This window comes from Streptosporangium becharense, from assembly GCF_014204985.1.
Lineage (GTDB): Bacteria > Actinomycetota > Actinomycetes > Streptosporangiales > Streptosporangiaceae > Streptosporangium > Streptosporangium becharense.
The window spans coordinates 5,957,194-5,975,665 of sequence record NZ_JACHMP010000001.1; the positions used below are offsets into that span (position 1 = coordinate 5,957,194).

General features: G+C 70.6%; 18 protein-coding genes. 6 read left to right on the top strand and 12 right to left on the bottom strand.

Annotation, left to right across the window (positions count from 1 at the left end):
- The first annotated feature begins 129 nt into the window (after nt 1-129).
- Complete coding sequence (locus F4562_RS26170; protein WP_184544454.1) at nt 130-624, top strand: DUF3145 domain-containing protein; 495 nt, start codon at nt 130-132, stop codon at nt 622-624.
- 275 nt (nt 625-899) lie between these two features.
- On the opposite strand, the gene F4562_RS26175 is transcribed toward F4562_RS26170, so the two are convergent.
- The 9 genes from F4562_RS26175 to F4562_RS26215 form a co-directional block, all read right to left on the bottom strand.
- The gene (locus F4562_RS26175) at nt 900-2,321 is read right to left on the bottom strand and encodes an acyl-CoA carboxylase subunit beta (protein WP_184544456.1); all 1,422 of its coding nucleotides are present in this window, start codon (nt 2,319-2,321) and stop codon (nt 900-902) included.
- A 13-nt stretch (nt 2,322-2,334) separates the two neighbouring features.
- Nucleotides 2,335-3,567, bottom strand: coding sequence for a beta-ketoacyl-ACP synthase II (gene fabF, locus F4562_RS26180; RefSeq protein WP_184544459.1), 1,233 nt, complete (start codon nt 3,565-3,567; stop codon nt 2,335-2,337).
- 51 nt (nt 3,568-3,618) lie between these two features.
- Nucleotides 3,619-3,858: an acyl carrier protein gene (locus F4562_RS26185; protein ID WP_184544461.1), complete on the bottom strand. Its 240-nt coding sequence runs from the start codon at nt 3,856-3,858 to the stop codon at nt 3,619-3,621.
- Nucleotides 3,859-3,933: 75 nt separating this feature from the next.
- Nucleotides 3,934-4,890 (bottom strand): beta-ketoacyl-ACP synthase III, encoded by a 957-nt coding sequence (locus F4562_RS26190; protein ID WP_184544463.1) that lies wholly within the window; start codon nt 4,888-4,890, stop codon nt 3,934-3,936.
- Nucleotides 4,891-4,897: 7 nt separating this feature from the next.
- Nucleotides 4,898-5,818: an ACP S-malonyltransferase gene (locus F4562_RS26195; protein WP_184544465.1), complete on the bottom strand. Its 921-nt coding sequence runs from the start codon at nt 5,816-5,818 to the stop codon at nt 4,898-4,900.
- 116 nt (nt 5,819-5,934) lie between these two features.
- The gene (locus tag F4562_RS26200; protein WP_184544664.1) at nt 5,935-7,044 is read right to left on the bottom strand and encodes a PucR family transcriptional regulator; all 1,110 of its coding nucleotides are present in this window, start codon (nt 7,042-7,044) and stop codon (nt 5,935-5,937) included.
- 206 nt (nt 7,045-7,250) lie between these two features.
- Entirely contained in the window at nt 7,251-7,742 is a 492-nt protein-coding gene (locus F4562_RS26205; RefSeq protein WP_184544467.1) for a DUF350 domain-containing protein, read from the bottom strand.
- A 24-nt stretch (nt 7,743-7,766) separates the two neighbouring features.
- A complete protein-coding gene (locus tag F4562_RS26210) occupies nt 7,767-8,927 on the bottom strand; it encodes a glutathionylspermidine synthase family protein (protein WP_184544470.1) in 1,161 nt (386 codons plus the stop codon).
- Nucleotides 8,928-8,937: 10 nt separating this feature from the next.
- Nucleotides 8,938-9,390, bottom strand: coding sequence for a hypothetical protein (locus F4562_RS26215; protein WP_184544473.1), 453 nt, complete (start codon nt 9,388-9,390; stop codon nt 8,938-8,940).
- A gap of 97 nt (nt 9,391-9,487) precedes the next feature.
- Between F4562_RS26215 and F4562_RS26220 the strand changes: the two genes are divergently transcribed.
- Together F4562_RS26220 and F4562_RS26225 are read left to right on the top strand one after the other, a co-directional pair.
- A complete protein-coding gene (locus F4562_RS26220; RefSeq protein ID WP_311734130.1) occupies nt 9,488-10,198 on the top strand; it encodes a helix-turn-helix transcriptional regulator in 711 nt (236 codons plus the stop codon).
- A gap of 98 nt (nt 10,199-10,296) precedes the next feature.
- Nucleotides 10,297-10,680: a VOC family protein gene (locus F4562_RS26225; protein WP_184544475.1), complete on the top strand. Its 384-nt coding sequence runs from the start codon at nt 10,297-10,299 to the stop codon at nt 10,678-10,680.
- Between the two features lie 140 nt (nt 10,681-10,820).
- Here F4562_RS26225 and F4562_RS26230 read toward each other — a convergent pair whose 3' ends face one another.
- A complete protein-coding gene (locus tag F4562_RS26230) occupies nt 10,821-11,354 on the bottom strand; it encodes a MarR family winged helix-turn-helix transcriptional regulator (RefSeq protein WP_184544477.1) in 534 nt (177 codons plus the stop codon).
- Between the two features lie 75 nt (nt 11,355-11,429).
- Here F4562_RS26230 and F4562_RS26235 point away from each other — a divergent pair, with 75 nt between their 5' ends.
- On the top strand, nt 11,430-12,665 hold the full coding sequence (locus F4562_RS26235; RefSeq protein WP_221207450.1) for an amidohydrolase family protein: 1,236 nt from the start codon (nt 11,430-11,432) through the stop codon (nt 12,663-12,665).
- A 24-nt stretch (nt 12,666-12,689) separates the two neighbouring features.
- On the opposite strand, the gene F4562_RS26240 is transcribed toward F4562_RS26235, so the two are convergent.
- Nucleotides 12,690-14,246 carry an alpha/beta hydrolase gene (locus tag F4562_RS26240; RefSeq protein ID WP_184544479.1) on the bottom strand — a complete coding sequence of 519 codons (1,557 nt, stop codon included), beginning with the start codon at nt 14,244-14,246 and terminating at the stop codon, nt 12,690-12,692.
- Nucleotides 14,247-14,338: 92 nt separating this feature from the next.
- Nucleotides 14,339-17,086 carry a pyruvate dehydrogenase (acetyl-transferring), homodimeric type gene (aceE, locus tag F4562_RS26245; RefSeq protein ID WP_184544481.1) on the bottom strand — a complete coding sequence of 916 codons (2,748 nt, stop codon included), beginning with the start codon at nt 17,084-17,086 and terminating at the stop codon, nt 14,339-14,341.
- Between the two features lie 398 nt (nt 17,087-17,484).
- Between aceE and F4562_RS26250 the strand changes: the two genes are divergently transcribed.
- Both F4562_RS26250 and F4562_RS26255 read left to right on the top strand, forming a co-directional pair.
- Complete coding sequence (locus F4562_RS26250; protein WP_184544483.1) at nt 17,485-17,892, top strand: secondary thiamine-phosphate synthase enzyme YjbQ; 408 nt, start codon at nt 17,485-17,487, stop codon at nt 17,890-17,892.
- Nucleotides 17,893-18,015: 123 nt separating this feature from the next.
- Nucleotides 18,016-18,444 (top strand): DUF3052 domain-containing protein, encoded by a 429-nt coding sequence (locus F4562_RS26255; protein ID WP_184544485.1) that lies wholly within the window; start codon nt 18,016-18,018, stop codon nt 18,442-18,444.
- Nucleotides 18,445-18,472 lie beyond the last annotated feature (28 nt).

The window sequence follows — 18,472 nt, forward strand, 5'->3', positions numbered from 1 at the left end:
GCAACATCTCGGTATGACCCCCCTCTGGTGCGGCGTCACAACCGACGGTAGTCTCTCCTTCAGTCACTTGTGATCATCCTGGTATGAGGCCGTTGGGGAAGGCGCACCTCGTACGAAACGGGAGGTCCGGTGTCTGCTCGTGGCGTGCTTTACGTCCACTCAGCTCAGCCTGCGCTGTGCCCTCATATCGAATGGGCGGTCGCAGGTGTTCTTGGCGTGCCCGTAGACCTGACCTGGACCCCACAGCCCGCCGCGCCCGGTCACGTGCGCGCACAGGCCGAGTGGGTGGGCCGAGCCGGGACCGCGGCCGCCATCACCTCGTCGTTGATGGGGTGGCAGCGGATCCGGTTCGAGATCACCGAGGACGCCTCACCCGGCGCCGACGGGTCCCGGCACGCCTACACGCCGTCCCTGGGCGCCTTCACGGCGCTGATCGGCGCCACGGGAGACATCCTCATCCCCGAAGACCGGCTACGCTCCGTCATGCTCCAGGCCCGCCAGGGCCGCGTGGTGCTGGAGGAGGAGCTCGACCGGCTCCTGGGCAAGCAGTGGGATGCCGAGCTCGAGTCGTTCCGGCACGCCGGCGAGGGAGCCCCGGTGCGCTGGCTGCACGCCGCCGTCTGATCCGGCGCCCGCTGAGCCGGTCTGCCGGAGTCTTGCCGGCCTGCCGGGCCGGTCCGCTGAGCGCCGGCCTGCCGGAGTCCCGCCGGTCTGCCGGGCCGGTCCGCTGAGGCGTGCCGGTCCGCCCGCCCGCTGAGCCGAGTGCGCCCCTTCACTCTTTCACTCTCCCGGCTTTCCGCGCCTTCCCTGGTTTCCCACGCCCTCGACGCCGGTGGGGCGGGAAAAGGCGAGCCCCCGCCGGCGAGGGCCAGGCGGGGGCTCGTGGAGCGAATCGGAGATCAGAGCGGGATGTTGCCGTGGGCGCCCCGGGCGGGGGTGGCCGTGGCCAGCACCCTGGCGATGGCACCGCGGGTCTCCTCGGGCTTGATGACCTCGTCCACCACGCCGAGTTCGACGGCCCGGCCGAGACCGCCGGCGAGGATCTCGTGCTCCTCGGCGAGCCTGGTCTCCAGAGCCGCGCGCTCCTCCTCGGGGGCGGCGGCCAGCTCGCGGCGCTTGAGGATGCGCACGGCGGCGACCGCTCCCATGACCGCGATCTGGGTCGTCGGCCAGCCGAAGACCCGGGTCGCACCCAGCGCGCGGGAGTTCATGGCGATGTAGGCGCCGCCGTAGGCCTTGCGGGTCACCAGGGTGATCCGCGGCACCGAGGCCTCGGCGAAGGCGTGCAGGAGCTTGGCGCCGCGGCGGACCACGCCGTCGTGCTCCTGACCGACGCCGGGCAGGTAACCGGGGACGTCCACCAGGACGACCAGGGGTACCCCGAAGGCATCGCACATGCGGACGAACCGCGCGGCCTTCTCCGCCGAGGTGGCGTCCAGGCAGCCGCCCAGACGCATCGGGTTGTTGGCCACCACGCCCACCGTCCGGCCGCCGATGCGGCCCAGGGTGGTGACCATGTTGGGCGCCCACTTGGCGTGCAGCTCCACGCCGGGTTCGTCCAGCAGGCCCTTCACCAGCGGCTTCACGTCGTAGGCGCGGCGCGGGTTCTCCGGCAGGAGGCCGGAGAAGTCGACCTCCTCCACTTCGGTGCGGACCTGGCCCTGGTGCCCGAGGAGCGTCGCCAGGCGCCTGGCCTGCACGTAGGCGTCGGCCTCGGTCTTGGTGACCACGTGGACGACACCGCTGCGCTTGCTGTGCGGCTCGGGGCCGCCCAGCGCGGCCATGTCGATCTGTTCGCCGGTGACACTGCGGACCACGTCGGGACCGGTCACGAAGATGCGGCCCTCGTCGGCCAGGATCACGATGTCGGTCAGCGCCGGCCCGTAGGCGGCGCCGCCGGCCGCGGGACCGACCACCACCGACAGTTGCGGCACCACGCCGGAGGCGCGGGTCATCGCGGCGAAGACGCGGCCGACCGCGTGCAGCGACTCGACGCCCTCGGCGAGCCGGGCCCCGCCGGAGTGCCACACGCCGATGATCGGGAGCCGCTCGCGGAGGGCGACGTCGTAGGCGTGCATGATGTGCTCGCACCCCTCGCTGCCCATCGCCCCGCCCTGGATCCGGGCGTCGCTGACGAAGGCCACGACCGGCACGCCCTCCACCCGGCCCGTCGCGGCGAGGAAGCCGCTGCGGTCGACCGGGGAGATCAGCCGGATCGAGTCCTCGTCGAGCAGGGCGGCCAGGCGGGTCAGGGGGTCACGGGGATCGGCGGACTCCTTGTCGGAGGCCTCGTCCACCACCCTGTTGTCGAGCACGGTCATCACGGGCTCCCTGTCAGATGCTGGCGAAGGCCACGGCGACGTCGTGCCCGCCGAACCCGAAGGAGTTGTTGATCGCGGCGATCTGACCTTCGGGCAGCGCGCGGGACTCACCCCGCACGATGTCGACGACGACGCCGTCGTCGAGGTCGTCCACGTTGATCGTGCCCGGCACCCGCCGCTCGTGCAGTGCGAGGACGGTGAAGACCGACTCGATGCCGCCGGCGCCGCCGAGCAGGTGGCCGGTCATCGACTTGGTGCTGGTGACCAGCGGGTGGTCGCCGATGACCTGGTGGATCGCCACCGTCTCCACCACGTCGCCCGCGGGCGTGGAGGTGGCGTGCGCGTTCACGTGCTTGATGTCCTGCCCGGTGAGGCCGGAGGACTCCAGGGCTCGGCGCATGGCCAGCATGACCCCGGCGCCGGTCGGCTCGGGCTGGGCGATGTGGTGCGCGTCGGCCGAGTAGCCGACGCCGGCGGCCACCGCGTAGATCTTGGCGCCGCGGGCCCGGGCGTGCTCCTCGGACTCCAGTACGACGATGCCGGCGCCTTCGCCGAGGACGAAGCCGTCACGGCTCTTGTCCCATGGCCGTGAGGCGCGCTCGGGCTCGTCGTTCCGGGTCGACATGGCGCGCATGGCGGCGAAGGACCCGATGTTCAGCGGGTGGATGGCCGCCTCGGTGCCACCGGCCACGACCACGTCGGCCCGGCCGGAGCGGATCATCTCGATGCCGTAGCCGATCGACTCGGCACCGGTGGCGCAGGCGCTCACCGTGGCGTGGACGCCGGCGCGCGCGCCGACCTCGATGCCGATCCAGCCGGCGGCGCCGTTCGGCATCAGCATGGGCACGGTGAACGGCGACAGCCGCTGCCAGCCCTTCTCCTTGAAGGTGTCGTAGGCCGACAGGATCGTGGTGATGCCGCCGATGCCGCTGCCCACGACGACGCCGAGCCGTTCGGAGTCGACCTTCTCGATCCCGGCGTCGGCCCAGGCCTCACGGGCGGCGATCAGAGCGAACTGCTCGGCCCGATCCAGCCGCCGCGCCTCCGGTCGGGGCAGTACCTCGGCCGGGTCGACGGCGGCGACGGCGGCGAACTTCACCGGGACGGAGTCGACCCAGTCTTCGGTGATGGGACGGACCCCGGACCGACCGGCGAGGAGCGCCGACCAGGTCGAGGCGGCGTCCCCACCGAGGGGCGTCGTCGCGCCGAGCCCGGTGACGACGACACGAACCTGGTCTTTACTCACTTCTGCGCTCCTTCTGAATCGCGGGTCAGGGCCGGAAATGCTTCGGATATCTCAGTTCTGGATGAAGTTGATGACGTCCTTGACGGTCTTCAGGTTCTTGAGCTGGTCGTCGGGGATCTCCACGCCGAACTCGTCCTGGGCGGCGACGGCGATCTCGACCATGGACAGCGAGTCGATGTCGAGGTCGTCGACGAAGCTCTTCTCCGGGGTGACCTCGGAGGCCGAGATCCCGGTGATCTCGTTGACGATCTTGCCGATGCCGGCCAGGATCTCCTGCTCGCTAAGAGCCATGTCGCGTTCTCTCCTTGAATCGGTTTTTCTCGGGTTCCGCCCGGCACCGCCGGGCGGGGGAACTGGGTGGAGGCTTCAGGGGATCTCGATGACCTGACCCGCGTAGGTCAGGCCCGCGCCGAAGCCCAGCAGCAGGGCGAGCCCGCCCGACTGGACCTCTCCGCGCTCGATCATCCTTGACAGGGCCAGCGGGATGGAGGCCGCCGAGGTGTTGCCCGCCAGGACGATGTCCTTGGCGACGACGGCCTTGTCGGCGCCGAGCCTGCGGGCGATCGACTCGATGATGCGGAGGTTGGCCTGGTGGGGCACGAAGGCCGCGAGGTCGGCGGGGTCGACCCCGGCACGCTCGCAGATCTCCTTGGCCACCGGGTGGAGAGCGGTGGTCGCCCAGCGGAATACGGTCTGACCTTCCTGGTGCAGGAAGGAGTCGCGGTCCTTGATGATGATCGCGTCGAACTTGTCGCCGGCGCTGCCCCAGACCACCGGGCCGATCCCCGGCGTGTCGGACGGGCCGACGACCGCGGCGCCCGCGCCGTCGGCGAAGATCACCGCGGTGGCCCGGTCGGTCCAGTCGATCCACTGCGAGAGCTTCTCGGTGCCGACGACCAGCACGTGGGTGGCCGATCCCGCGCGGACCGCGTCGTTGGCGACCGCGAGGGCGTAGCAGAAGCCGGAGCAGGCGGTGTTGACGTCGAACGCGCCGGGGGCGTCGATGCCCAGCCGGGTGGCCACCCGGCCCGCGGCGTTGGGGATCTGGCTCTCCAGGGTGCAGGTGGCCACGATCACCAGGTCGATGTCGGAGGCCGACAGGCCGCTCGCGGCGAGGGCCTTGCCGCCCGCCTGCACGGCCAGGTCGATCTCGGACTCGCCGTCCGGGGCGATCCGCCGCTCCTTGATCCCGACGCGGCTCTGGATCCACTCGTCGTTGGTCTCCATCGTCGCCGACAGGTCGTCGTTGGTGACCACGTTGGAGGGCTGGTAGTGGCCGAAGGCCAGGATCTTCGCCCCGGGGGCACCCTGAGAGATCTTCATTCGCCGATCACCGTTCTTCGCTGGACTCGTGGGACGAGATGGCCTGGCGCGCGGCCTCCAGGTCGGCGGGGGTCTTCAGGGCGACGGTGGCCACCCCGCGCAGCGCACGCTTGGCCAGGCCGGTGAGCGTGCCGCCGGGGAGGAGCTCGATCATCGTGGTGGCGCCGTGGTCGGCCATGGTCGCCATGCAGGCGTCCCAGCGGACCGGGCTGGCGACCTGGGAGACCAGGCGCCGCAGGAACTCGGCGCCGCTCGCGATCGCCGCGCCGTCGGCGTTGGACAGCAGGGTCACGGCGGGGTCGGCCGGGGTGACGCCCGAGGCGGCCTCGCGCAGGTGGTCGACGGCGGGGGCCATGTGCACGGTGTGGAACGCTCCGGCGACCGACAGGGGGATCACCCTGGCGCGGGCGGGCGGCGCGGCCTTGAAGGCCGCCAGCTGCTCCAGCGTGCCGCCGGCCACGATCTGGCCGGCGCCGTTGGTGTTGGCGGGGGTGAGGCCGTGCTCGGCGATGGCCGCCAGCACCTCCTCCTCGGCGCCGCCGAGGACGGCGGACATGCCGGTCTGGGTGATCGCGGCGGCCTTGGCCATCGCCTGTCCGCGTTCGCGCACCAGGGTCAGGGACTGCTCGGGGGTGAGCACCCCGGCCAGGGCCGCGGCGGTGAACTCGCCGACGCTGTGTCCGGCCACGAGACCGGGGGAGGCCCCCAGGACCTCGGCGACCGCGAGCCCGGCGGCCACGAGCAGGGGCTGGGCGACGGCGGTGTCACGGATCTCGTCCGCGTCGGCGGTGGTCCCGTAGGTGATCAGGTCGAGTCCGACGAGATCGGACCATGCGGCCAGACGGTCCGCCAGGCCCGGGAGTTCGAGCCAGGGGTTCAGGAATCCTGGGGTCTGGGCGCCTTGGCCCGGAGCGACGATGACGAGCACGAAACCTAGCCTGCCCTGTAGGAGTCCAATACCGGGTGGAGATCCGAACGAACTTTGTCCGCATTATTTTGTAGGAAGCCCACAACTTGGGTTTCCTCAAGATTACGTTAAAGCGGCTATGTCACGATCGTTTCGGACAACCGTCCCAAGATGAGCCCCACCTGCAGGGTGAATGCGGACCGGCCCTCCGTCGGCTGGTAGCCGGTCAGCTCGGTGATCTTGCGCAGGCGGTAGCGCACCGTGTTGGGGTGGACGAAGAGCAGGCGGGCCGTCGCCTCCAGCGAGGTGCCCTGCTCCAGGTAGGTCGCGAGCGTGTCGAGAAGCGGCGTGCCGACCAGCGGCAGGTAGACGTTCTCGACGAGCTGGGCCCGGGCGTCGGCGTCGCCGTCGATGGCCCGCTCGGCCAGCAGATCCTCGGTGTGAACCGGCCGGGGGGCGTCCGGCCACCCCGCGGCGGCCCGCAGCCCGGCCATCGCCGCCCGCGCGGACCGCGCCGCGGCGTGCAGGTCGGGCACCTCGGGGCCGATCACGATCGGCCCCGGTCCGAAGCGCGGCACCACGTGCCTGGCCGCCGCGGCGACGCTGTCGGCCCCGCCCACGATCACGATCAGCCGGTCGCCCTGCACCCCGGCCAGCATGTCGAGCCCCGACCTGCGGCCCCGTTCGCGCAACCCGTCGATCACCGCCTGCGGGTCGTTGTCGGGTGTCTGCCCGGCCAGCACCACGACGGGGGAGGAGGTCCAGCCGAGCGCGGCGGCCCACGAGTGCAGGCCGTCGTCGACCTCGCCCCTGACCAGCGCGTCGACGATCAGCGCTTCCAGCCGGGCGTCCCACGCGCCGCGCGCCTCGGCCTCCCGGGCGTAGACCTGGGCGGCGGCGAAGGCGACGTCGCGGGTGTAGCGGAGCATGGCCTGCTGCAGCTGGTCCTCGCCGCCCGGAGCGGCGAGATCCCCGGTCTGCGCCTCGACCACCTCGACCACGACCCGGACGATGTCGACGGTCTGCTGCAGCGAGATGGACCGCTTCAGTTCCCGGGGGGCGGTGCCGAAGAACTCGATGCTGGGCGTCGGACGGCCCTCGCCGGCGTGCTGGAACCACTCCACGAACGCGGCGATCCCGGCCTGGGCCACCAGCCCGACCCACGACCTGTCTTCGGCGGACAAGGCGCGGAACCACATCAGCCGTTCGTCCATCCGGGCCATGGCGGCCGTGCCCAGCGCTCCCATGGCCCGCTCCAGCCGGCGCGTGGTGTCCTGGCGGGTCTGGTCCAGCCTGGAGTCCTCGGCGTCCGGCCCGGCCTCCCCGGCGCGGACGCCGGCCACGTCGTCGTGCTTGACCGCTGACTCGTTCCGTTCCCTCACGCCCCTAAGGGTGCCAGGTCGCGGAGGATGCGCCGGACCCGACGCTCGGATCACGGCGATGGCGGTGACGCTCAGATGACGGCGATGGCGGTGACCAGACCGATGGCCAGGTGGGTGACCGCGAGGAGGCGGGCACCCGGCTGGAGCTCGGGCTCCTGGACCAGTTCGCGCACCGAGATCCCCGCCACCTTGTCGAAGGCGACCATCCCGACGGTCTGCACGGCGATGCCGACCAGGCCGAAGACGAGGGTGACGAGCAGGCCCTCGTGCAGGGCGCCGCCCGCGGACCAGATGGAGGCCGCGACGATCAGCCCGACGGCGGCCAGCCCCGAGGTGGTCAGCAGGGTGGCGTTGGGGTTGCGGTCCTCCTTGATCATCTTGCTGAGCTTGCCGGGGATGGCGAGGTCGATCACGTAGAAGCCGATGATCAGCAGGAGCACGCCGAGCACGGCGTAGGAGACGATGGCCAGCGCGCCGAGCCCCAGGTGCTCGGCGAGGGAGAACGCGTCGACGCCGGCCGTGCCGGGCGAGGAGGCGGGGGACGGCGCGGGGGTGGGACTCATGTGGGTGTCTTCTCTTTCCGGGACTCAGAGCTCGATGCGATGGGGGACGAAGGACGACGTGTTGTCGGTGATCAATCCCGAGGTCTCGCGGATGCCGGCTCCCGCCGCCTCGTCGTGGATCACCCACGCGCCGAGTACGGGACGCCAGCCGTCGAAGTCGGGCAGCGCCTGGAACTCCTGGTACACGTGGCCCTCGGCGCCGTAGCCGCCGGAGGTCTCGACGCGGTCGCCGGGGGTCACGATCCGCATGCTCGCCCCCTCACGGCCGAGCAGCGGCTTGACGATGTAGGAGGACATCTCGCGAGGGCCGTCGAGATAGGCGGGCAGCAGGTTCGGGTGCCCCGGGTACAGTTCCCAGAGCACCGCCAGCAGCGCCTTGTTGGACAACAGCATCTTCCACAGCGGCTCGATCCAGGTCATCGAGGCCTGCTGGCGGAGCGCCCGCTCGCCGAACGGGTCGGCGACCACCCACTCCCACGGGTACAGCTTGCAGAGCGTGCGGATCACCCGGTGCTCCATGTCGACGAACCGCAGGTTGAGCGCGTCCCAGCCGATGTCCTCCATGGCCACCGCGACGGTCTTCAGACCGGCCTGGTCGGCGGTCTCCTGAAGGTAGGCGACGGTCATCGCCTCCTCGCCCGAGGAGTCCATGCTGGTCCAGGCGAAGTGCGCCGGGCCGGTGGGCAGGGCGGCCGAGATCTGCTGCCAGCGGTCGATCAGCCGCTCGTGGATGGAGTTCCACTGGTCGTCGGCCGGGTAGCGGTCGCGCAGCCAGAACCACTGCACCACCGAGCTCTCCAGCAGGCTGGTGGGGGTGTCGGCGTTGTACTCCAGCAGCTTGGCCGGGCCGGTCCCGTCGTAGCGCAGGTCGAAGCGGCCGAACAGGTGCGGGTCGTTGCGCTCCCAGGAGGCGGCGATCTCCGGCGCCACCCATCCGGGGATGGCGAAGTCGGCGTAGCGGCCGTGCTCGATGACGTGCTCCACGGCGTGCAGGCACATCCGGTGCAGTTCCTCGACCTGGTTCTCCAGTTCGAGGACCTCGTCCATGGAGAAGACGTACTGGACGCTCTCGTCCCAGTAGGGGCGGTCGAGGCCGACGGGATGCGCCGAACGGTGGTAGGCCAGGCCATGACCTTCGATGATGCTCTCCCAGCCGTCGCGGGGGAGCGCGGTCTCGCGTCTCATCTGCGCCGGGTCAGCTTCCGCTCGACCCGCGCCCGCCGAAGCCGCCGCGTTGGATCACGGTGCCCTTGCCGGTGACGATCTTGACGTCCGAGGGCCGTACGGTCGTGCCGGAGCGCACGTGGTTACCGCTCCTCGTGCCGCCGTAGTACCAGCCGTAGGCGCCGCGCGAGCCGCTGTAGTAGCCGTGGCCGGAGCTGTGACCGGAGCCGTGGTCGTCGTCGCAGTAGTCCTCGTCGACGATCAGGTATGTGCCGTCCGGCTGCGGGCTGCTGAGGTCGACGCACTCGGCGCCCACCTCCTCGTAGTCGCCCTGCGCGGCGCAGTATCCGACCAGGAGCAGCGTGACCACTCCCATGCTCGTGAGGGTGATGACCGTCGAGGCCTTGGGGCCGGAGGACGACGAGGTGTGTCCGCGTGGACGGTTGGGAGGCGCGGCGAGGGGGTGCTTCGGTCGTTCGGCCATCGGGCTCCAATGAGATGCGTCGCAACAGGGTATCGAGGTGGTTTTGTCTGTTCAACCCGATCTTAGGAGGCGGAGAACGTCGGTGCGGAGGCGTAGCGTGACGTTTGTGAACCGCACCGACCGGCTCTACGCCATCGTCGAGGAGCTCCGCGCGGTCGCGCCTCGGTGCAGGTCGGCGCGTCAGCTGGCCGCGAGGTTCGAGGTGAGCGCCCGCACGATCGAGCGTGACATCTCCGCGCTCCAGCAGTCCGGCGTCCCCGTGTACGCCGAGCCCGGCAGGCGCGGGGGGTACGCCCTCGAGAAGAGCATGTCCCTGCCCCCGCTGAACTTCACCTCCGCCGAGGCGGTGGCCGTCGCGGTGGCGCTGGGCCGTGCCCGGGACAACCCCTTCGCCGGCCACGCCCACAGCGCGTTGCGCAAACTGGTCGCCGCGATGTCGCCGTCCGAGGGTGCCGGGGCCAGGGCGCTCGCGGCCCGGGTGCACATGGTCGCCGAGCCGGAGCCCTACCCCCGGGTGTCGCGGGTGATCGAGCGGTCACTGCTCCACCGGCGTGTGCTCCGGCTCCGGTACGAGGACCAGAAGGGCCGGACCACCGTCCGCGAGGTCGAGCCGACGATCTTCGTCGGCGGGCGAGGCGGCCACTGGTATCTCGTGGGGATGTGCCGCCTGCGGGAGGACGTCCGGGTCTTCCGCCTCGACCGCATCGCCTGGGCCGAGGAGACCGACGAGACCGCTCCCGAGCATCCGCCCGAGCTCTTCGCCCCGGACATCCCCGGCATCACCACGTGGAACCCGAAGCTCGATTGAGGATCGACCGGAATTCGCCATAAAACACCGACATAAGGGTGTCGCCCGACCGGTTCATCGTGGGTCCGTCCGCAGAAACCGGTTCAAGGAGACACTTGATGATCAACACCGTCGCCTGGTTCGAGATCGCCACCGACGACCCGCAAGGCGCGGAGAAGTTCTACGGGGAGCTGTTCGGCTGGTCCTTCGCCGCCGACGAGGCCGCGGCGCAGGGAGGGATGGACTACCGGCTCATCGGCTACCCGGGCGCCGAGGGGCCGGCGGGCGGCGTCTACGCCACCGGCGGCGCCACGCCCGGTCACGCGGTCTTCTCGGTCGTCGTCGCCGACACCGCCGCCGCCTGTGACCGGGCCGAGGCTCTGGGCGGGGAGGTGACGTTCAAGCTGCTGGACAACCCCAACGGCCCCGACTTCGCCTACATCCGCGACGTCTCCGGCAACCTCTTCGGCGTCTTCACCCCGCCGCGGCCCGCCGGGGCCTGACACCGGCCGGGGCCGGACACGGCGAGCCCGGGTGTCCTGAGGCGCACGTGGTTCGTGCCCGGCCCCGGGGGGGCACGGCGAGCCGGACCGGCCGGATCCCCCGCGGGCGGCTCCGGTCGTTCGCCGGGCCGCCTGGCCGGTCAGGCCCGATGTGGAGGGACGGGCCGGTCGCCGAGCGCGACGAGCACCTCCCGGAGCAGGTCGGCCAGGGCCCGCGCGGTCTCGTCCGGCACGCCGGCCAGCAGATTCCCGTGGGCGTCGGTCGTGGCCATGGCCAACTCCTCGGCCCGCCGCACGCCCAGGTCCGTGAGGCGCACCCAGGAGCTGCGGCCGTCGTCGGGGTCGGGCTCACGCTCGACCAGGCCGGCGGCCGTGAGTCGCTGCAGGATGTTGCTCGTTCCTCCCGTGGTGAGCGACGAGCGCGCGGCGAGCCGGCTGGGCTTGAGACGGTATGGGGCACCGGCCCGGCGCAGTGTCGCCAGCACGTCGAACTCCGCGTACGTCAGTCCGTACTCGCCGAGTACGGACTGGGTGACCTCCTCGACGAGGGCCTTGAAGCGTGAGGCGCGCTTGATGATCTCCAATTGGACGGTGGCCGCCTCGGGGAGCTCCGCCCGCCAGCCGTCCATCATCTCGTCGACGCGGTCGCGTCGCCCCGCTTCCTGCCGGCCCATGGTGTTGAGGATATCCCCCTGCGGTGATAGCTTTCGTAAAAGCTTTCTTTATTGCTTTCCGATTGGAGAAGCGCCGTGCGCCTGCTCATCACCGACGCGACCATGGTCGACACCGAGCCGCATCCCCGTGTCCTGCCCGCGACCGACATGCTCGTCGAGGACGGGGTCATCACCGAGGTGGGCCGGGGGCTCACCGCGGCCGGAGCCGAGACCCTCGACGCGACCGACCGGATCCTGCTGCCGGGGTTCGTCGACACCCACCGGCACGTCTGGCAGAGCGTGCTCCGCTCGATCGCCGCCGACGCGACGCTCGGCGACTACCTCACACTCGTCCTGGGCGAACTCGCCCCCGCCTTCCGCGCCGAAGACGTGCACGCGGCGAACCTGTGGGGTGCGCTGGAGGCGCTCGACTCCGGCGTCACCACGGTCTACGACTGGTCGCACATCCAGCTCACCCCGGCCCACACCGACGCCGCGCTCGACGGCCTGCGCGAAGCCGGCATCCGCGCGGTGTTCGGTTACGCGCACCCGGCCGTCGACGACGGCGCGCGCCGCGAGGACGAGGTGCGGCGCGTCGCCTCGCTCACCGCGTCCGGCCTCGTGACGCCCGCGCTGGCGGCGTGGGGCCCCGTCTACGGCTCACTCTCCGCGGCCGCGGCCGACTGGCGGCTGGCCCGCGAGCTCGGTTTGCGGATCAGTCTGCACGCCACCGGGACCGGCGCCGTCGAACGACTGCACGCCGGTGGCCTGCTCGGATCGGACGTCATGTTCGTGCACGGCAACGGCTTCTCCGACGAGGCGATGAAGCTCGTCGCGGACAGCGGCGGCACCGCCTCGGTCGCACCCGTGGTGGAGTCGCAGATGGGACACGGGCATCCGGAGACCGGACGGTTCCGCGCCTTCGGGATCCCCACCGGCCTCGGCGTCGACACCGTGACCGACGCGCCGGGCGACATGTTCTCCGTCATGCGGGCCGCCCTCGCGGCGGCCCGCCTGCGCGGCGAGCCGCTCACCGCGGCCGAGACGCTGCGGATGGCCACGATCGGGGGTGCCGAGGTGCTCGGCATGGCCGACCGGATCGGGTCGCTACGCCCGGGCAAGCAGGCCGACCTGGTGCTTCTGCGCGCCGACTCACCCGCCATGGCCCCGGCCTGCGACCCGGTGGCGGCCGTGGTGACCGCCGCGGGCACCGCGGACGTGGACGCCGTGGTCGTCGCGGGCCGCGTCGTGAAGCGCGCCGGCCGCCTCCGCCACGCCGGCCTGCCCGGTGCCCTCGACCGGCTCCGCCGCTCCGCGGCGCGTCTGTCCTGACCCCGCCCGCGTGACCGGCCGGGGTCAGGAGGTGGGACAGGTGGTGCCCGTCTCGGGGACCTTCCCGCCGAGCAGGTAGTCGTCGGTGACCTTCTTGACGCACGCGTCCCCGGAGAGGTAGGCGCCGTGCCCCTCGCCCTTGTACGTCACCAGCACCCCCGTCTTGAGCTGGTCGGTCAGCTTGGGTGCCCACTCGTACGGGGTGGCGGGGTCGCCGGTGCCGCCGATCACCACGATCGGTGCGGAGCCGGAGGCGTCGACCCTTTTGGCCTCGTTGTCGCCGGGAACCGGCCACACCGAGCAGACCGCGCCCATGCCCGCGCCGCCGAACAGCGGGGAGATCTTCAGGGTCCTGTCCTCGATCGCGGTGAGCTGCGCACGGTCGGGCCGTTCCGCGGTGTCGACGCAGCTGATCGCCGGGAAGCTGCTCATCAGGGTCGTGTAGCGGCCGTCGGCCTGGCGGCCGTTGTAGTTGTCGGCCAGGGCCATCAGGAGCCGGCCGTCACGTTGCTTGATCGCCTGGCCGAGCCCTTGGTCCAGCAGCGGCCAGGTCAGCTCCGAGTACAGCGCCGCGGCGATGGCGGTGCCGGCCAGCCCCTGGGTCAGCCGCCGGTCGCCGACCGGGATCGGGGAACTCCTCAGGTCGTCGAGGAGCTGGTCGACGTTCTTGTTCGCGACGTCCCGGTCGGAGCCGATCTCGCACTGGCCGGGTTCGCGCACGCAGTCTCTCAGGAACGCCTCGTAGGCTTTCTGGAACCCTCTCGTCTGGACGATCGCGCGTTGCTCCAGGGTGACGCTCGGGTCCAGCGGGGCGTCCAGTACGAACCGGCCCACGTTCCGCGGGAACTGGGTCGCGTAGACCGCGCCGAGCTGAGTGCCGTAGGAGATGCCGAAGTAGTGCAGCCGCGCGTCGCCCAGGGCCGCGCGGATCCGGTCCATGTCGCGGGCGGCGTTCACGGTGCCGACGTGGGGGAGGAGCTTGCCCGACGTCCGCATGCAGGCGGTCACGAACTCCTTGGTGGTCGCATCCGTCTCGGCCCGCTCGGTGGCGTCGCGGGCCGGGGTGTTCATGGAGGTGTACTTGTCCATGACCGCGCTGCCGTCGCACCGGACGCCGGAGCTGCGCTCGACGCCCCGCGGGTCGAAACTGACCAGGTCGTAACGGGCGTTCAGGGTGGCGAAGACTTTGGACGCCTGGGCGAGGGTGTCGACGCCCGAGGCGCCGGGACCGCCGAAGTTGAACACCAGCGAGCCGATCCGCCGGCCGGGGTCGCCGGCCCGGTACCGGATCAACGCGAGCTCCACGGACTCGCCGTCGGGCTTGGCGTAGTCGAGGGGGACCCTGAGCTTGCCGCACTGCTGCGCGGGCTCGGCCCGCGGGGACTGCCCGGAGGGGCGCCTGAGGTCGGTGCACGGGCCCCAGGCGATCGTCTGGGCCGCCGGGGACGGGCTCGCGGCCGGCGGGCCGGGCGGCCCGGAGACTCGCGCGGTGGTGCCGCCCTCCCCGGAGCTCACGCTACAGGCGGCGAGCGCGGTGGAGAGGGCCGCGACAGCCGCGGCCCCTTTCAGCTTCACTGGCATGAACTGCCCCCCTGGTCTCGATCGCCGGGGGAAGCGATTCCACACTAACCGGGCGGACCCCTCTTAAGAAAGAAGAACCCGCCCGGAAGCGATCACAGACCCATGGACTGCGTGTCGTTGCTCTCGGCGCCACCGGCCTCGGTCACGCCGTTCTTCAGGTGGTACCTGGCGATCGCGTCGCTCAGCACCCGGGAGTCGAGCTCGCCCCGCTTGACCAGCTGGGTGAGCACGGCCAGGGTGATCGAGGCCGCGTCGACGTGGAAGTGACGGCGCAGCGCCGACCGGGTGTCCGACAGGCCGAAGCCGTCGGTGCCCAGGGAGGCCCAGTCACCCGGTACCCACTGGGAGATCTGGTCCTGCACGGCCCGCATGTAGTCGCTGACGCCCACGAAGGGCCCGTGCGCCGCCGACAACGCCCGCGTCACGTACGGCACGCGCTGCTCGCTGTCGGGGTTGAGCAGGTTGTGCTCCTCCACGGCCAGCGCCTCACGCCGCAGCTCCGACCAGGAGGTGGCCGACCAGACCTCGGCCGCCACGCCCCACTCCTCGGCCAGCATCCGCTGGGCCTCCATCGCCCACGGCCCGGCGACGCCGGAGGCCAGGATGTTGGCCCGCGGGCCCTGGACCTGCGGTGCGGGCGCGAACCTGTACAGGCCCTTGAGCAGGCCGTCGACGTCCAGGTCCGCCGGCTCGGCGGGCTGGGCGTAGGGCTCGTTGTAGACGGTCAGGTAGTAGAAGACGTTCTCCGCCTGCTCGCCGTACATCCTGCGCAGGCCGTCCTTGACGATGTGGGCCACCTCGAACGCCCACGAGGGGTCGTACGACACGGCGGCCGGGTTCGTCGAGGCGATCAGCGGGGTGTGGCCGTCCTCGTGCTGGAGGCCCTCACCGTTCAGCGTGGTGCGACCGGCGGTCGCACCCAGCAGGAAGCCGCGGCCCATCTGGTCGGCGAGCTGCCACATCTGGTCGGCGGTGCGCTGCCAGCCGAACATCGAGTAGAAGATGTAGATCGGGATCATGTGCTCGCCGTGCGTGGCGTACGACGTGCCGACCGCGACCGTCGAGGCCATCGAGCCGGACTCGCTGATGCCCTCGTGCAGGATCTGACCCTCGGTCGACTCCTTGTACGACAGCAGCAGCTCGCGGTCCACCGCCTCGTACGTCTGCCCGTGGGGCGAGTAGATCTTCGCGGTCGGGAAGATCGCGTCGAGGCCGAAGGTGCGGGCCTCGTCCGGGATGATCGGCACGAAGCGGTGACCGACCTCCTTGTCGCGCATGAGGTCCTTGAGCAGGCGGACGAACGCCATGGTGGTGGCGACGTTCTGCTTGCCGGAGCCCTTCTTCAGCTGCGCGTAGGCGTTGTCGCCCGGCAGCGCGAGCGGCTTGGCCCGGACCACGCGCCGGGGCAGGAACCCGCCCAGGGCCGCGCGGCGCTCCTTCATGTACTGGATCTCGGGGTCGTTCTCGCCCGGGTGGAAGTAGGGCGGCAGGTCGGCCTCGAGGGCGGAGTCGGGGATCGGCAGGTAGAGCCGGTCGCGGAACTCCTTCAGGTCGGCCTTGGACATCTTCTTCATCTGGTGCGTCGCGTTGCGCGCCTCGAAGTCCTTGCCGAGGGTCCAGCCCTTGATGGTCTGGGCGAGGATGACCGTGGGCTGGCCGACGTGCTCACGGGCGGCCTTGTAGGCGGCGTAGACCTTGCGGTAGTCGTGGCCGCCGCGCGACAGCTTGCGGATGTCCTCGTCCGACAGGTGCTCGACCATCTTGCGCAGGCGCGGGTCGTCGCCGAAGAAGTTCTCGCGGATGTAGGCGCCCGACTCGACGGAGTAGGTCTGGAACTGGCCGTCGGGGACGGTGTTCATCTTGTTGACGAGCACGCCGTCGACGTCGGCCGCGAGCAGCGGGTCCCAGTCGCGGCCCCAGACGACCTTGATGACGTTCCAGCCGGCGCCGCGGAAGTAGGACTCCAGCTCCTGGATGATCTTTCCGTTGCCGCGCACCGGTCCGTCGAGACGCTGCAGGTTGCAGTTGATGACGAAGGTGAGGTTGTCGAGCTCCTCACGGGCGGCGAGCCCGATGGCGCCGAGCGACTCGGGCTCGTCCATCTCGCCGTCGCCGAGGAAGCACCAGACGTGGCTGCGGCTGGTGTCCTTGATCTTCCGGTTCAGCAGGTAGCGGTTGAACCGGGCCTGGTAGATCGCCGAGATGGGGCCCAGGCCCATGGAGACCGTGGGGAACTCCCAGAAGTCGGGCATCAGGCGCGGGTGCGGGTAGGAGGGCAGCCCCCGGAAGCCGTGGGAGAGCTCCTGCCGGAAGGCGTCCAGCTGGGACTCGTTGAGGCGGCCCTCCAGGAACGCGCGGGCGTAGATGCCCGGCGCCGCGTGGCCCTGGATGAAAACCTGGTCCCCGGACTCCCCGTGGTCCTTGCCACGGAAGAAGTGGTTGAAGCCCACCTCGTAGAGCGAGGCGGCCGAGGCGTAGGTGGCGATGTGCCCGCCGACGTTGGTGCGGGCGTTGGCGCGGGTCACCATGACGGCGGCGTTCCACCGTGTGTAGGCGCGGATCCGCCGCTCGACGTATTCGTCGCCGGGGAACCAGGGCTCGCGCTCCGGCGGGATGGTGTTGATGTAGTCGGTGCTGCGCAGACCGGGAACACCGACCTGGTGCTCGCGGGCCCGCTCCAACAGCCGCAACATCAGATAACGGGCGCGAGTGCGACCTTCCGTCTTGACGACGTTGTCGAGCGACTCGAGCCACTCCTGGGTCTCGCTGGGGTCGACATCAGGAAGCTGGCTGGGTAGGCCGTCGCTGATGATCGAGAAACGCTGGCGTCCGGAAGCCACTGGGTCTCGCCTTCCGAGGATGGACTTTTGTCTGGTGTAGGTCGTCTTCCATCCTGGTCGCTTACCCCGGAAAGTGCATCTCTACTGACCGGTAACCAGGATATCCCTGCTGGCAGGGGTGTATAAGTGGCCTAGACCACCGATGGTAGGACGAATTGCTACCAAAGGTTACATCGAGGTTGCTCTCTTTTTACAGGCTCCCCTCACCGGGAATCCGCCGCCCCCCGCCTGAGCCGGATCCGGGCCCGCCCCTCGGGGAACCCGCCGTGGAAGCGGTGAAAGGAAACCGTACAGCGCGATGCGCGGGCGGCCGTCCGCGCCGGGACCGGGCCCCCGCGGTGTGTCACAGACCGAGCACGGTCGTCATCCCAGCTCAGGATGGATCGTAGGATCGGTGTGTGAGATCTCAGACGATCGAGGTGGTGACGGGTTCCCGGGAACGGGTGCACGACATCACTTCCGAGTGCGAGAGCTTCGTCCGGTCATGCGGGGGAGACGGGCTGCTGCACGTCTTCGTACCCCACGCGACCGCGGGGGTCGCGCTGCTCGAACTCGGGTCGGGCAGCGACGACGACCTGCTCGCGGCTCTGGAGGACCTCCTGCCGGCCGACGACAGATGGAGGCATGCGCACGGATCCAGGGGGCATGGACGATCGCATGTCATGCCCGCCCTCATTCCGCCGTACGCCACCGTCCCGGTCCTGTCGGGGCGGCTCGCACTGGGCACCTGGCAGTCCGTCGCCCTGGTGGATCTCAATGTCGACAATCGGGAACGCCAGATCCGTTTGTCATTTTTGTCGGACTAGTTCATACGTAGCCCACTCGTTGCCGTGGCGACCGTTGACGACTGAGGGTCACAGCGTGTGGACTGTGCCGAAGCACTCTGAGCACCGTGTGATTGCGGGGCCATTCAAGCAGGAGGGACAAACGTGAGCGCGACCGCGGGTCAGGCGCAGGGCGAACGCAGCCTGGCCGAACGACTCGGCCTCAAGCCGGGTCAGGTGGTGCAGGAGGTCGGCTGGGATGAAGACGCCGACGACGATCTGCGCGACTCCATCGAGGAGCTGACCGGCAACGAGCTGGTCGACGAAGACTTCGAGGACGTCGTCGACGTCGTGCTGCTCTGGTGGCGCGACGGCGACGGTGATCTGTTCGACGCCTTGAGCACCGTGATGACCAACCTGACCGACGGTGGCCAGATTTGGCTGCTCACTCCCAAGGCAGGCCGGGACGGGCACGTGGAGCCGAGCGACATCGGGGAGGACGCCACGACCGCGGGTCTGTCGCAGACCAGCAGCATCAGCGCCGCCCCCGACTGGTCGGGGACGCGTCTGGCGACGCCCAAGGCGCGCCGCTGAAGGTCCGCCCTGCCGTACGGCTCGGGTG

Bases quoted from the DNA above. Each gene is read 5' to 3' on its own strand.
- F4562_RS26215 (WP_184544473.1), bottom strand. From the start codon at position 9,390: ATGGCCGAACGACCGAAGCACCCCCTCGCCGCGCCTCCCAACCGTCCA.
- F4562_RS26185 (WP_184544461.1), bottom strand. From the start codon at position 3,858: ATGGCTCTTAGCGAGCAGGAGATCCTGGCCGGCATCGGCAAGATCGTC.
- F4562_RS26205 (WP_184544467.1), bottom strand. From the start codon at position 7,742: ATGAGTCCCACCCCCGCGCCGTCCCCCGCCTCCTCGCCCGGCACGGCC.
- F4562_RS26190 (WP_184544463.1), bottom strand. From the start codon at position 4,890: ATGAAGATCTCTCAGGGTGCCCCCGGGGCGAAGATCCTGGCCTTCGGC.
- F4562_RS26225 (WP_184544475.1), top strand. From the start codon at position 10,297: ATGATCAACACCGTCGCCTGGTTCGAGATCGCCACCGACGACCCGCAA.
- F4562_RS26175 (WP_184544456.1), bottom strand. From the start codon at position 2,321: ATGACCGTGCTCGACAACAGGGTGGTGGACGAGGCCTCCGACAAGGAG.
- F4562_RS26230 (WP_184544477.1), bottom strand. From the start codon at position 11,354: ATGGGCCGGCAGGAAGCGGGGCGACGCGACCGCGTCGACGAGATGATG.
- F4562_RS26200 (WP_184544664.1), bottom strand. From the start codon at position 7,044: ATGGGAGCGCTGGGCACGGCCGCCATGGCCCGGATGGACGAACGGCTG.
- F4562_RS26240 (WP_184544479.1), bottom strand. From the start codon at position 14,246: ATGCCAGTGAAGCTGAAAGGGGCCGCGGCTGTCGCGGCCCTCTCCACC.
- F4562_RS26210 (WP_184544470.1), bottom strand. From the start codon at position 8,927: ATGAGACGCGAGACCGCGCTCCCCCGCGACGGCTGGGAGAGCATCATC.